13 protein-coding genes are annotated in these 13,306 nt (G+C 47.3%); 4 read left to right on the forward strand and 9 right to left on the reverse strand.

The features are described 5' to 3' along the window. Positions 1 to 18 precede the first annotated feature (18 nt). Complete coding sequence (locus LU290_RS06090) at positions 19 to 333, forward strand: hypothetical protein (protein WP_277807727.1); 315 nt, start codon at positions 19 to 21, stop codon at positions 331 to 333. Positions 334 to 337: 4 nt separating this feature from the next. Here LU290_RS06090 and LU290_RS06095 read toward each other — a convergent pair whose 3' ends face one another. Continuing rightward, a complete protein-coding gene (locus LU290_RS06095; protein WP_277807728.1) occupies positions 338 to 1,279 on the reverse strand; it encodes a purine nucleoside phosphorylase YfiH/LACC1 family protein in 942 nt (313 codons plus the stop codon). 4 nt (positions 1,280 to 1,283) lie between these two features. After that, entirely contained in the window at positions 1,284 to 2,312 is a 1,029-nt protein-coding gene (locus LU290_RS06100) for an RluA family pseudouridine synthase (protein WP_277807729.1), read from the reverse strand. Positions 2,313 to 2,508: 196 nt separating this feature from the next. On the opposite strand from LU290_RS06100, the gene LU290_RS06105 reads away from it, so the two are divergent. Both LU290_RS06105 and LU290_RS06110 read left to right on the forward strand, forming a co-directional pair. Beyond that, the gene (locus LU290_RS06105) at positions 2,509 to 3,582 is read left to right on the forward strand and encodes an outer membrane protein assembly factor BamD (protein ID WP_277807730.1); all 1,074 of its coding nucleotides are present in this window, start codon (positions 2,509 to 2,511) and stop codon (positions 3,580 to 3,582) included. Between the two features lie 97 nt (positions 3,583 to 3,679). Further along, positions 3,680 to 5,770, forward strand: a complete 2,091-nt coding sequence (locus LU290_RS06110) for a DNA primase (RefSeq protein ID WP_277807731.1) — start codon at positions 3,680 to 3,682, stop codon at positions 5,768 to 5,770. A 23-nt stretch (positions 5,771 to 5,793) separates the two neighbouring features. Here the strand turns inward: LU290_RS06110 and LU290_RS06115 are convergent, their stop codons facing one another. From LU290_RS06115 to xthA, 5 genes are all read right to left on the reverse strand, one after another. Beyond that, positions 5,794 to 6,462: a glutathione S-transferase gene (locus LU290_RS06115; protein WP_277807732.1), complete on the reverse strand. Its 669-nt coding sequence runs from the start codon at positions 6,460 to 6,462 to the stop codon at positions 5,794 to 5,796. A 138-nt stretch (positions 6,463 to 6,600) separates the two neighbouring features. Continuing rightward, the gene (locus tag LU290_RS06120; protein WP_277807733.1) at positions 6,601 to 7,095 is read right to left on the reverse strand and encodes a flavin reductase family protein; all 495 of its coding nucleotides are present in this window, start codon (positions 7,093 to 7,095) and stop codon (positions 6,601 to 6,603) included. Between the two features lie 107 nt (positions 7,096 to 7,202). Continuing rightward, positions 7,203 to 8,237: a methionine synthase gene (locus LU290_RS06125; protein WP_277807734.1), complete on the reverse strand. Its 1,035-nt coding sequence runs from the start codon at positions 8,235 to 8,237 to the stop codon at positions 7,203 to 7,205. A 223-nt stretch (positions 8,238 to 8,460) separates the two neighbouring features. After that, entirely contained in the window at positions 8,461 to 9,438 is a 978-nt protein-coding gene (locus tag LU290_RS06130) for a putative oxygenase MesX (protein WP_277807735.1), read from the reverse strand. 210 nt (positions 9,439 to 9,648) lie between these two features. Next, a complete protein-coding gene (gene xthA / locus LU290_RS06135) occupies positions 9,649 to 10,464 on the reverse strand; it encodes an exodeoxyribonuclease III (RefSeq protein WP_277807736.1) in 816 nt (271 codons plus the stop codon). A gap of 133 nt (positions 10,465 to 10,597) precedes the next feature. Between xthA and LU290_RS06140 the strand changes: the two genes are divergently transcribed. After that, on the forward strand, positions 10,598 to 11,053 hold the full coding sequence (locus LU290_RS06140; RefSeq protein ID WP_277807737.1) for a hotdog domain-containing protein: 456 nt from the start codon (positions 10,598 to 10,600) through the stop codon (positions 11,051 to 11,053). Between the two features lie 171 nt (positions 11,054 to 11,224). Here the strand turns inward: LU290_RS06140 and LU290_RS06145 are convergent, their stop codons facing one another. Both LU290_RS06145 and sohB read right to left on the reverse strand, forming a co-directional pair. Further along, the gene (locus tag LU290_RS06145; RefSeq protein ID WP_277807738.1) at positions 11,225 to 12,091 is read right to left on the reverse strand and encodes an SDR family oxidoreductase; all 867 of its coding nucleotides are present in this window, start codon (positions 12,089 to 12,091) and stop codon (positions 11,225 to 11,227) included. Positions 12,092 to 12,337: 246 nt separating this feature from the next. Further along, a complete protein-coding gene (sohB, locus tag LU290_RS06150; protein WP_277807739.1) occupies positions 12,338 to 13,294 on the reverse strand; it encodes a protease SohB in 957 nt (318 codons plus the stop codon). Positions 13,295 to 13,306 lie beyond the last annotated feature (12 nt).

The raw sequence follows: 13,306 nt of genomic DNA on the forward strand, positions 1-13,306 counted from the left end.
AAGCAGACGAGATGACAAATGACGCAAGACGATACGGCAAATCCGATGGTTAATTTGACAATCAATTTAGCAATGAATCTGGCAAAAAAAGCCTGCCCATTTCTACTGGCAGGCTGCATGGTGGGCTGTCAGCACATTCAAGTGGCTCGCAGCCCCATTCCTGTTACCTTGACACCAAACGCCGCCCAAAAAGCCGCCTTAGCAAGCAATCACAGCACTCCCTCGCACGACCCCATCATTCTTAGCCCCACCAACCAACCCATCAAAAACAAATCCGACGCCAAAAAGATACCGAACACGACAGAGTTTTTTTTGCTAGAAAGTTGGTTTTAGGCGGTCAGGTAAGTCTCACCACCACGGTCGCCATGCGTCCTGTGGCAGGTTTTTTGGCGTGCGTCTGAGCCCGATAAGAATAAAACCGAGCGTCCCGATAGGTGCATGGCACTTGCTCATTGACCACATTTACGCCAAGTTTTTGTAGCTCAAGTCTGGTTAATTGGTGCAAATCAATCAGACATTTATCTGCCGTCTTGCCATCGGTAATGATGGCAGAAGTTAAGGCATTTTCATCAAGTGTCGTCAGCTGTTTTTGGCAAACTTGACGCACGATGTCTTGCCCCAGCGTACGAGTAATTTCATAAGATGGCTGTTGAATGTGCGCACCGATCACGGCAGAAAAACTCACATTAGGGTGTGTTTGTCGCATTTTTTGTAGCGTATGAGCAATGATGCCATTGGTCAGCCCCTGCCAGCCTGCATGGATACAGGCGATTGGCACATCGGCTTGTTCATCGTTATTCAAATCATTATCCAAATTAGCATCCAAATCGGTATTCAAATCTGTATCTGGAAAAATCGCCACTGGCACACAGTCTGCCGTCATGATGGCAAGCGCTTGCCCTGCCGTCTTTGTCAAAATTGCGTCTGCATTCGGCGCGCTCAAAGAATGTCCAGACGCATTGTCCAAGTCCCAAACCACATCGCTGTGCGTTTGGTTTAACCAAAAAATCCCATCTACCTGCCCAAAATTTTGCAAAGTATCTAAGAGCTTGGCACGGTTGGCAAGCACCGCTGATGCGTCATCGCCCACATGTAGCCCTAAATTAAAATCGCCATAAATGTCATCATCAGCAAATTTATCAAACACGCCTGCCACAGTCTGCACCACCAAAATGCGTGGCGTATGATGCAGGATAAGCAGATTGTTTAGACCATTATTGTTTAGACCATTGTTACCGTCCGCCTGCGTCATGCTGTGGGTATTTACGCTGTCATTCATGCCATCAATCCTGCTTTAACACATCAATCAAATCTTTCATGTCATCAGGCAAATCGGCACAAAACTCCATTTTTTCGCCTGATTTTGGGTGAATAAAGCCCAATCTATAAGCATGCAATGCCTGACGGCTAAAACCCTGCACCGCTTGGCGACACGCTTCTGACAGACCCGACTTAATGGGCTTACCATAGACCGCATCGCCCACCAAAGCAAAGCCCAAATGCGACAAATGCACACGAATCTGATGCGTCCGCCCTGTCTCCAAACGCACATCTAATAGGCTGTATCTCTCGCCCAAACCCTGCGCCTTTAAAATGTGTGTTACCGCAGGCTTGCCAGAATCACGCACCGCCATCTTGGTACGCTGGGTTTGATGGCGAGCAATGGGCAAATCAATGGTTGCATGACGCAAAATGTCGCTTGGCACGCCTTGGCAGACGCACTGGTAATGGCGATAGACGCTTTTGTCTTTTAATTGCTCAGTCAAATCAAGCTGTGCCGACTTACTGCGTGCCACCACCAAAAGCCCAGTCGTGTCCTTATCAATACGATGCACCAGCCCTGCTCGTGGCAGATGGGCATTGTCTGGATAATGATATAATAAGGCATTGACCAGCGTGCCAGTGCGATTGCCCGCCCCTGGATGCACAACCAACCCTGCAGGCTTATTGATGACAATCACATCATCATCTTCATACACCACATCCAGTGCGATGTTCTCTGGCAAATCCGCCGAGTGGTCTTCTAGCACCGCTTGCAATGTCAGCACATCATCTGCTTTGACACGGTATTTGGGCTTTTGTGGGGCTTGATTGACCAAAAGCTCGCCATTTTCAATAAAGCTCTGCACCTGCACCCGAGAAAACTCAGCAAACACCGTTGTCGCAAGTTTATCCAAACGCAGACCAGACTCGTCCGCCGTCACCACATGGCTCAAAGCAACCGTCTGCCCATCTGTGCTGTGGTCCGCTACACCAAAGCCATCGTCCAATTCGCCATCAATTTCATCAGGCAAGTTTGTATCTATCATCATTTTTAAATTACAATTTTAAGTGACAAAAATTACCTAACACTTTATCACATTTGTGTGTTTTTTTCTGACAAATTTAGCATAAAAAATCCACAAAATTCCTGCAAAAACCGACAATTATTGTTTTTTTCATGACAAATTGTGGTAAACTAGCCCTAATTCACCTACATCAACCCATTTTAAAGATTGCGGAGCTTTCATGAAATCATTACAACTAAAACTCATCACCGCCCTAGTCGCCAGCAGCATGGTCATGACAGGCTGCACCACTTTAAAAGGCGCATTTGGCAAAAAAGAAGAAGTCATCGCCACCGCCGAGAAGTCCGATGTCAGCTACTATCAAGACGCCCAAAACGCCCTTGATAAGGGTCGCAATCGTGAAGCGATCACCGCTTTGACGAACATCCGCACTTTCTATCCGACAGGTCGCTATGCTGAGCAAGCACTGCTTGACTTGATCTACGCTCAGTACCAAGCCGGCGACTTTGAGGCGGTCACGCAGAGCACGGCAGAGTTCATGCGCTCATACCCCACCAGCCGTAGCATCGATTACGCTTTGTATGTGCAAGGCGTGACGCACATGGGCGGCTCGCCAAAGTCTTCACGCCTGTTTAGAATGGATCAGTCACAGCGTGACACTTCATGGCTACGACTGGCTTTCAACGATTTTCACTCTCTGGTCAGCAATTTTCCAAACAGCCAATACGCCCCGGATGCCGCTCAGCGCATGATTACCCTTTATAATGATTTTGCTGAGCATGAGCTGACCGCTGCCCGCTGGTACATCAAGCGTGATGCGTATTTGGCGGCTGCCAACCGAGCCAAATGGGTGTTTCAATACTACCCACAGTCTGAGGCTGTGCCTGAGGCAATGGCGATTTTGGCATACAGCTATGACAAACTTGGCATGAGCGACACCGCCAATCAATACAAAACCCTGCTGCAAATCAACCACCCACAATACCTAACTGGCGCAGGCGAGGTACGCTTGCCAAACCAAGGGGCGTCATCATGGGGCAAACGCACACTGTCCATGATCACGCTTGGCAAACTAGGACGCAGCAAAGACAGCTTTGAGGCGACTGACAGCAGCTACACAGGTGCAACACGCACCCAAGTCGTGCGTCAGGCGGCAGGTCTGACCCTACCTCAGATCAGCGAAAGCCAAGACATCGAAAGCACCCCTACCACCGAGCGACGCTTACCGCAAATCGGACTAGGTCTGCCTAAGCAGGAGGCTGATGCAGGTCGCACCAATGAAGTGCCACGCTGACAGACAGCCCTTCATTCGCCATACAGCCAATCCCATAAAAACATTTATGGGATTGATTGTCTTTTTGGATTAAAAACCCAGCAACGAAAGGTGCGTCATGCGAGTTCCTGAATCTGTCATAGAGCAGCTAAATAGCCAAGCCGATTTGGTGGGCATGATTCGCCGCCACACCGTTTTAAAGCCTGCTGGGCGTGAATTTAAAGGCTGCTGCCCATTTCATGGCGAAAAAACACCGTCCTTTTATGTCAATCCACAGACCAATTTATACTATTGCTTTGGCTGTGGCGCTAAGGGCAATCCCATCACCTTTTTAAAAGAATTTGAGCGCCTAAGTTTTGTCGAGGCGCTGACCGTTTTGTCTGAACAAACAGGCATTGACCTGCCCAAAGACGATGCCTTTGAACAGTCCATCAAATACAAAAAAACCACCAAGCCCAAAACCACTGCCAAAGCAAATCGTCAGCCCAGCACCGACCAATCAACCACAGTTCATCAGTATTCTAACAACGATCAATCCTTTGGCGGGCAAACACTGTCCGATATTGACGATGTCTATCGTGATGATGCGGTTTACCATGACTATCTAAGCGGTAATCACACAGCCGCCTTTGATAATGACACCAGTCCTAACGCACCCACGCATGATGAGTCAGATGCACAAGGCGATTTGTACAGCTTACTTGGTAACATCTGCCGATTTTATCAGCACAAGCTGCACCAAAATCCTGCGGCGATGGCGTATTTTGCCTCTCGTGGCTTGACCCAAGAGACCATCACTACTTTTGAATTGGGCTACGCACCAAGCGGCTGGCAACACCTAGAAGAAGCCTTTCCACAGGACATCGAAGGCTTAAAAATCCTTGGTCTGACTCGCACTTCACAAAAGGGGCGAGATTTTAATCTGCTTAGAGACCGAGTCATTTTCCCCATCAAAGACAAGCAAGGGCGTGTGGTGGGCTTTGCTGGACGAGCCTTGGGCGATGAAATGCCAAAATACATCAACTCGTCAGAATCGCCCGTCTTTCAAAAGCAGTTCATCTTATACGGATTGTACGAAGCCCGCCAAGCCAAAGCCAGCAGCTACATGATGGTGGAAGGCTACATGGATGTCATCGCCTTGTATCAGGCGGGCATTTATGGGGCGGTCGCACCGATGGGTACTGCCGCCAACGAAGGACAAATCGCCAGTTTGTTAAAATACAACGACAGCCTGACCATGTGTTTTGATGGCGATGGCGCAGGACAGCGTGCCGCTTGGCGTGCCTTGGAAGTCGCTGCCCCCATCTTAGCCGACGGCAAGCAGCTCAAATTTCTCACCCTGCCAGACAATCATGACCCAGATACCTACCTCCAAGCACACGGTGCGGATGCCATGCGCCTGCAGATGGAAGAGGCTCTTAGCACCTCAGATTACATTTTTAATGTATTAAGCCTGCGCTATGATTTAAGATTTCCTGAAAATAAAGCGGCGGCAATGGCAAAGCTTAAAGAGCTGACCGCCAAATTTCCCAAAGGGTCGAGCTTTAAATGGTGGCTAAACAACGACATCTATCAAAAGCTTGGCGCCAAAGACCAAAAAACTCGCTATGTCATCGATAAGGCAAACTACGAAGCCAGCGTCAATCGCAACATTTTGCTGTATCTGTGCCTGCTATACGCACCGCACCTGCTTGATGACGACCCGTTGTCTAGAATCTTGACCAAATCTGGCGTGGTCGATGTGCATGTCGATTTCATCGAACGCCTTGAAAAGCATGAGCTACACTTGCCAGAATTACCCACATGGCACAGCATTGGCGACGATGCCCTAACCGAGCTTGTCAGCACCATCACAAAGCTTGGCAAACTTGGTGACGCCATCTCGCCGCTGACCAAAAGCGACGACCCACAAGTGATCAATGGGCAGGCGCATTTTATCATGGCAAGCCTACCCAATGATGCCCTGCAAGATGTACTGGCCGAATCATGGCGGGGGTTTTTTGGGCAGATGACCGCCGAACGATTTGAAAATATCGGCTTGTTTTTTGATGAGCTGCTTTGTCAAAAACTGCTTGAAATTTTCAAAAAACAACACGAGCAAAGCAAAAACATCATTCTTTCAGAGATTCATAAGCGCCGCCTGCTTGCCTTGCAGCACTGGGACAAAGCCCAAAAGAGCAAACTTGCCACCGCTTTGGATAAAAGATAGCAGCTGCCATTTGTACCAAGCCATCAGGCAAACAGCGCACCGCCCTTAGCAACCGCTGCTTGATGCTCAGCTCTTGCCTCGCAGTCTGCCATCCAGCGTCTGATGTGCTGCCAGTCGCCAAGCCCGCCACGGCTTTGTAATGCCTTTGCGGCAAAATAAGTCTGAATGTCTGCGCCTGTAAACTGACCTGCCAGCCACTGTCTTTGTGCCAAATGCGCATCGAGCAAACCAAAGCTTTGACGAATGTTGCCTGAAATCATCAAAGATTCCACCTTATTGGCAATCGCCTTTGCCACAGGGCGCACTAAAAATGGCGATTTGGTGGCGACTTTTGTCATCACCAGCCGCATCACCAAAGGCGGCATCATTGAGCTTTCAGCAAAATGCAGCCAAAAAGCATAATCCTCCCAGTGCGACGCATCGGGCGACAGCTTGCCTTGTGTGTCATAATATTTGAGCAGATATTCAATGATAAATCCCGACTCGGCAAGCGTACACCCTCGAACATCATCCACCAAAATGGGCGCCTTACCCATCGGGTGAATGCCCATCATCTCTTTGGGCGCAAGAAAATTGGCGTTACGCGTGTGAGTGACAAGCTCATAAGGCGTGCCATACAGCGCTGACAGCTCCTCAAGCAGCCACAAAATACGAAACGAGCGAGAGTGATTTAGGTGATGTAAAGTCAGCATGATGCCTCCAGACTCAATCAATGTCTAAAAAATAAAAAAGCAAAGCTCATTTTACCACGAAATCTTGGCGATGGCACGCAGACAGCCGATCCTAAAAAAACACCCCAAGCTTAACTTAGGGCATTGATGGCAAGGCACTCACACGATCGCCGTCTGCTCACAAGTCTTGTGATAACTTCGATTAAAATAAGTTAAAGCCTCGTGGCTGTCGCTGTGCTTGATGTCGATGATTTCACAAATCATCACGCCATGCGTACCAACCTCTTTAATCTCTTGAATCTTACAATCAAAACCAATCAAAGCATCGGACAGTAGCGGCGCACCTGTTGTCAAGGTCTCCCAAGTGCCATGCTCAAAGCGCTCATCAGAGTTGAGTCGTGATGCAAAGGTGTTGGAAAGGTGTGACTGCTCAGCGGCCAAGGTATTGACCATCAGCACCCCATTTTTGACAAAATTATCATAAAAACCAATGCTTGTATTCATGCACACGAGCAAAGTCGGCGGTGAGTCGGTCACGCTTGCCACCGCTGATGCCGTAAAGCCATGTCTGCCTGCTGCACCATCGGTCGTCACCACATGCACCGCCGTGGTCAGCTTTGCCATGGCGTCTTTAAAATCTGCTACATCTACCATTGTTATTTTCTTAAAATTTATTTTATTTATCAATCAAAACCTTTCACCCTTCGACAAGCTCAGAGTGAACGGTCTTGGTGGCTTTTAAAACCAAATACTATGAATGATTATTTACCTGCAAGCTCATTGCGGATAATTTCGGCACCTTGAGTCAAGGCGTTTAATTTACCACGAGCCACGGTGCGAGAAAGCGGTGCCATACCGCAGTTGGTGCTTGGGTATAGATTGTCCGCATCGACAAATTGCAAGGCTTTACGCAAAGTATCCGCCACTTGCTCTGGCGTTTCGATTTCGTTGGTCGCCACATCAATCGCCCCAACCATGACTTTTTTGCCACGAATCAGCTCAATCAAATCCATTGGCACTTTTGAGTTTTGGCATTCTAGCGACACGATGTCAATGCTTGATTTTTGTAAGAATGGGAAACTTTCTTCGTATTGACGCCATTCGCTCCCTAGCGTTTGTTTCCAGTCGGTGTTGGCCTTGATGCCGTAACCATAGCAGATATGCACCGCAGTTTGGCATTTTAAGCCCTCTACCGCACGCTCAAGCGCCGCCACGCCCCAATCGCTCAATTCATCAAAAAACACATTAAACGCAGGCTCGTCAAACTGGATAATATCCACGCCAGCCGCTTCTAATTCTTTGGCTTCTTGGTTTAGGATTTCGGCAAATTTCCACGCCAATTTTTCACGACTCTTATAATGACCGTCATACAGCGTGTCAATCATCGTCATCGGGCCAGGCAAAGCCCATTTAATCAGCTTATCAGTATGCTGACGCAAGAATTTGGCATCTTCCACAAACACCGAATTTGGACGAGACACTTCACCCACCACGCTTGGCACGCTCGCATCATAGCGGTTGCGGATACGCACGGTTTCTCGCTTGTTAAAATCCACGCCGTCCAAATGCTCGATGAATGTCGTTACAAAGTGCTGACGAGTTTGCTCGCCGTCGCTCACAATGTCAATGCCTGCACGCGTTTGCTCAGCCAGCGACACCAAAAGTGCGTCTTGCTTGGCTTGCAATAATTCTTCGCCCTCAAATTTCCAAGGCGACCATAGCTTTTCAGGTTCGGCAAGCCAAGACGGTTTTGGCAAACTGCCTGCGGTAGAAGTTGGGAGTAAAATTTTGCTCATGATGTTATCCTAAAAATGTTTAAAAATATCTGCTCTGGTTTAAAAAGTGCGACAAAAAGAAAATCATTCGTGGTGAGCTTGGCAAACCTAAGATTTTTCCACCCTTCGACAAGCTCAGGGCGAACGGAAAATCTTATTAACACACCTGATTAAACCACCAAAATATCAATCTTTTAAAAACCCAAATCAGCCGACTCATCATCGGCTGACTTGATGTTATGAATTATTTTTCGGCAAGCCAAGCGTCCAAAATCTCTTTGTAAGGCTTGATGAATTTTTCTTCGGCAAGTTTGCCCTGCTTAATCGCAAGCTCGGTACGCTCCACACGGTCGTATTCTACCAAAGTCAGCGAATAATCGTCATAATTTAAGCTGCCTTTATAAGTCTCGCCTGCAAACGAGTTGGCATTATAAATCTCTGGACGATAGATTTTTTGGAAGGCTTCCATCGTCGCAATCGTGCTAATCAGCTCAAGATTGGTGTAATCGTTCAGCAAATCAGCCGTTTCATCATAGTAGAATGCATACGGAGCAACCGAGCCTTTTGGCATGAAGTAACGCACTTTTAAGCCCATTTTTGCAAAATACTCATCGGTCAATGAATAGTCATTTTGCACATATTCCACGCCCAAAATCGGATGCACATTGGTCGTGCGATGATAAGTGCGAGTGGTCGCCACGCTCAGGCAAAGCACTGGGGCTTTTTCATTACGAGCCTTGTATTCTGGCGAGTTTAGCACATATCTGTACAATTTGCCGTGCAACTCGCCATAGCCCTCTGGCACAGTAAAGCTCGGCTTGTCTTTGTTATGGTCAAGCAGTAGCACGCTAAAATCATAATCACGCACAAATGATGAAAAACTGTTGCCGATGATGCCGCCAGTGGTTTTGCCTGTTTTGTGGTCGGTGACATAAGTTTTTAGCCATTCAAGTACTGAAAAATACTCACCCTTGCCCTCTACATCGATGTCGATAGAAACGATTTCAAGTTGCACCGAATAACGGTCGTTGGTTGGGTTGTCCCAGTTTGCCAAATCGTTAAAACGGTTGTTAATCATCGCAATGGCTTTTTGTAGGTTTTGTTTGCGATTTTCGCCACGAGCCAGATTGGCAAAGTTGGTCGTCAAACGAGTGCTGCTCGCTGGCTCGTAGTTTTCATCAAAAGTTTCGGTATGAACTCGACAGTTAAAATTTGTGGTCATGTGACACCTCGTGCGCCTGTTGTTTTGGAATGTGTGTATTAAACCACAATTTTCTATTGAATAAAAGTGATATATTTTTGAAAAATGATGAAAATAATTCAAGTTATCAGCCTTTACTCCAACAAGCACTGTCAAAATAAGCCAAAAATCATAAGTCTCATGGTTCAGTGGCTTTTAAAAGTGCAGCATTCAACAACCCAAATCTACCGATCAGATGGCAAACTTCGCCCAAATCGGTGCATGGTCGGACGGTTTTTCAAGCCCACGAATGTCATAGCTGATGCCCGCTGCCACACAGTCATCAATCAGACTGCCAGTACAAAGGATGTGATCGATGCGCAGACCTCGTTTTGGCTCATCCTCAAAGCCACGAGAACGATAATCAAACCAGCTAAATTCGTCGGAATTTTCTGGTTTGAATTTGCGGTAAGTGTCGTGCAGCTCACGGCTCATCAGCGCCTCATACCACTCTCGCTCCTCTGGCAAAAATGAGCAAGTGCCGTTTTTTAGCCAGCGCTTTGCGTTCACCTCGCCAATGCCGACATCGCTGTCTTTGGGCGAAATGTTCATATCGCCCATGACGATCAGCTCTCGACCCTCGGCTTTTAGCTCATCGATGTAGCGGTTCAAATCAGCATAAAACGCCCTTTTCATGGGAAACTTGACCTCATGTGAGCGGTTTTCACCTTGTGGAAAATACCCATTGATCACATCAATCGTACGCCCATTGATGTCAAATCTGGCATGAATCAGGCGGCGCTGTGCCTCTGGGTCGGCAAATGGAAAGCCCTTTTGCACAAAAATCGGCGCAACTTTTGATAAAATCGCCACGCCATAATGCGACTTTTGTCCAAAAAATGACACATGATAACCCAATCCCTCCACATCCGCCAATGGAAAAGCCTCATCGTGCACTTTGGTCTCTTGCAGTCCGATGATGTCAGCACCAAGCACATCACGCACCGCCATCAGCTGATGCGGTCTGGCACGCAGCCCATTGATATTAAAGCTTACAAAAGTTGTCATACATTACTCGTCATTCGTCGTTGATTGGTGGGTTATTTTAGCAAATTTTTTGCTTAAATTTTGATTATTTTTATAAGACTTTTTAAGTTTTTCGGTGTACAATAGTTCATCATTTCAAAAAACAAAGATAACCATGAACGCACCAATTTTCAAAAAACATTACAAAGTCTATATCAATCACACAGACGCAGGCGGCATCGTCTATCACGCCAACCACTTGACCTTTTTTGAAAACTGTCGCAGAGATTGGCTAAGCTCACTGGGCTTTGATGGTTATTTTTTTGACACTGATGGTGTGGCAGGTGGCACAGACGGCTCATCAGGCAGGGTACATTTTGTGGTAAGTCAGGCAAATTTGTCCTACAAATCCGCCCTATTTGTCGATGATGTACTGGTGGTGAGTGTGCATGAGATGACTCAAAAGCCTGCAAGTCTCATCTTGACGCAGCACATCTATCGCAGCGACAAGGATTTTCATGAAGGCAAAATCGCAGCCACAGGTGTGATCACATTGGCGTGTGTGATGAATGTCGATGGTACCATTCGTCCGCATCGCTTGCCCAAAGCTTTCACCACTGCCAAGCTTTGAGCATAAAACCATCAAACCAAGGCTTTGCTGGCGGTCAACAATCCCTTCGACTGCCGCATTTTTGCCGTATCCTTGCCATATCCTTGGCTCAGTACACCAAACAAAAAAAAGACAAGCAATGCTCATCTTTTTTGGTTGGTAAGTTCATTTGATGTAGTTTTTTAAGATAATTTACAAAAACTTAGTAATCAATCTTAAAGGCAGATACTTCATGCCAAGACCGATTGGCAGCCAAGGCCAAGCTGGCACATAAGCCTCATCGACTTTCGCCTCGATCGCCTTGATGATGACCTCCGCTCCTTCCTCTTCCCCCACCTCAAAAGGCAGATATTTTGCGCCGATATTTAGGTCTGTGCGTACATAGCCTGGATAAATGGTCGATACGGTGATGGGGAGCTTTTCGCTGATGGTGTCAGCACGAATACCCTCAGCAAGCGCCGCAAGCCCTGCCTTAGCAGCGGCATAAGTGGTGAGATGGCGTGGCAGACCTCGCACCGCAGACATGCTAGAAATTACCACCAGATGACCGCTGTTCTGACGGCGAAAAATCTGCATGGCAGACTCACACTGCGCCAAAGCTGAGATGAAATTGGTCTCGGCGGTCGCACGATTGATGGCAAAGCGCCCATGACCAATGACACGACTGTCACCGACGCCAGCATTGACGATGATCTTGTCAATCTTGCCACCATCTTTTTGAATCATTTCATTAAACGCATCAAATACTGTAAACACATCTTCATAGACGGTCACATCCAAAGTCTGCACATACACCTTGATGCCAAATTCAGCCTCAAGCTCGGCTTTTAGCGCCTCCAAGCGCTCCAAGCGTCTGGCACAAATCGCCAAATCATAGCCCAAAAAAGCAAACTTGCGTGCCATCATCGCCCCAAGCCCACTGCTTGCGCCTGTGATCAGCACGGTCTTTCCCTGACCGACGCCACGAATGTCGTTCAAATCCTTGATTTTGTTAAATTGGTTGGCGACCACTCGCCCAAATTTATCCACTTTTGCAAACACTTCTTCAAGCTTTTTCATGCAAATCTTTCCAAAAAAAGTTATATCAAACAAGCACCAAACGCCATTTTGTTATTTTAACAAACCAATCAAAGCCCAAGCACGCAGGTCGGCAAACCAGCGCACAAGCCAAAAAAAAGAGCAATATTAAGCTGTAAAATAAAAAAATAGCGAAATAAATATTTTCGCTATTTTAACGCATTTTTTGCTAAAATTCTAATGATTTAATGTGCACACTCACTCACTAAATCAATCATCGTGCTGCACTCAGGGGCGACCAAGCTTATGGATAAATCTGCCAATCGATGCACCCGCCGACTCGACCGCCATTTCCACAGAAGTCGCCATTTGCTCGCTCAGACCCAGCTTTTCTGCCAAAGTTGGCTTGCTGCGTGAATGCAGCGCAAAGACATTATAATTCTCCATCAGTGTCAATAAATAGGCGTCCGAAGTACCGATGTCATCCACCAAATTCAGTGCTTTGGCGTCCTCACCAAACCAAAATTCACCCGTCGCCACCTGATCGATGTCAAGCGATGGGCGGTGTTTTTTAACATGCTGCTTAAACAGCTCATGAATACGATCGATGTCCGCTTGATATTTGGCACGATCCTCATCGGTGTTTTCGCCAAATACCGTCACTGTGCGTTTGTATTCGCCTGCGGTGAACATCTCATAGCCGATGTCGTGCTTTTTCATCAGCTCGTGAAAATTGGGCAGCTGGCTCACCACACCCACCGAGCCGATGACGGCAAAATTTGAAGCGATGATTTTATCCGCCACACACGCCATCATGTAGCCGCCACTGGCAGCGATTTTGTCCACGCACACAGTCAAGGTCAGCCCTGCCGATTTGATGCGCTCTAGCTGAGCTGCCGCCAGACCATAGCCATTAACCTGACCACCGCCAGACTCCAAACGCAGCACCACCTCATCTTTTGGGCGAGACGCTGCGATGATGGCGCTCACCTCCTCACGCAGATGCGCCACTGCACTGGCTTTGATGTCGCCATCAAAATCAAGCACATAGACTTGCTTATCACTTGCAGGCTTGGCGTCTTTATCCGCAGATTTGCCAAATGGTAGCTTAGATAAGCATGATTTTTTGGCAGATTTACCCTTGGTATCTTTGACTTCCTCAAACTGCTTTTGGCGCTTTTGTTTGACTTTATTTAGGTGAATGATTTGTAATTCTACGGGTTTTTTGGATGAATGAAATAGCATGATTTTATTCCA

It is taken from the genome of Moraxella nasibovis (assembly GCF_029581575.1).
In the GTDB taxonomy this organism is placed as follows: domain Bacteria; phylum Pseudomonadota; class Gammaproteobacteria; order Pseudomonadales; family Moraxellaceae; genus Moraxella; species Moraxella nasibovis.

Excerpts from the sequence above, each read along its gene's own strand:
- LU290_RS06140 (WP_277807737.1), top strand. The coding sequence starts at position 10,598 with ATGAACGCACCAATTTTCAAAAAACATTACAAAGTCTATATCAATCAC.
- LU290_RS06095 (WP_277807728.1), bottom strand. The coding sequence starts at position 1,279 with ATGAATGACAGCGTAAATACCCACAGCATGACGCAGGCGGACGGTAAC.
- LU290_RS06100 (WP_277807729.1), bottom strand. The coding sequence starts at position 2,312 with ATGATGATAGATACAAACTTGCCTGATGAAATTGATGGCGAATTGGAC.
- LU290_RS06090 (WP_277807727.1), top strand. The coding sequence starts at position 19 with ATGACGCAAGACGATACGGCAAATCCGATGGTTAATTTGACAATCAAT.
- sohB (WP_277807739.1), bottom strand. The coding sequence starts at position 13,294 with ATGCTATTTCATTCATCCAAAAAACCCGTAGAATTACAAATCATTCAC.
- xthA (WP_277807736.1), bottom strand. The coding sequence starts at position 10,464 with ATGACAACTTTTGTAAGCTTTAATATCAATGGGCTGCGTGCCAGACCG.
- LU290_RS06120 (WP_277807733.1), bottom strand. The coding sequence starts at position 7,095 with ATGGTAGATGTAGCAGATTTTAAAGACGCCATGGCAAAGCTGACCACG.
- LU290_RS06130 (WP_277807735.1), bottom strand. The coding sequence starts at position 9,438 with ATGACCACAAATTTTAACTGTCGAGTTCATACCGAAACTTTTGATGAA.
- LU290_RS06105 (WP_277807730.1), top strand. The coding sequence starts at position 2,509 with ATGAAATCATTACAACTAAAACTCATCACCGCCCTAGTCGCCAGCAGC.
- LU290_RS06145 (WP_277807738.1), bottom strand. The coding sequence starts at position 12,091 with ATGAAAAAGCTTGAAGAAGTGTTTGCAAAAGTGGATAAATTTGGGCGA.
- LU290_RS06115 (WP_277807732.1), bottom strand. The coding sequence starts at position 6,462 with ATGCTGACTTTACATCACCTAAATCACTCTCGCTCGTTTCGTATTTTG.
- LU290_RS06125 (WP_277807734.1), bottom strand. The coding sequence starts at position 8,237 with ATGAGCAAAATTTTACTCCCAACTTCTACCGCAGGCAGTTTGCCAAAA.
- LU290_RS06110 (WP_277807731.1), top strand. The coding sequence starts at position 3,680 with ATGCGAGTTCCTGAATCTGTCATAGAGCAGCTAAATAGCCAAGCCGAT.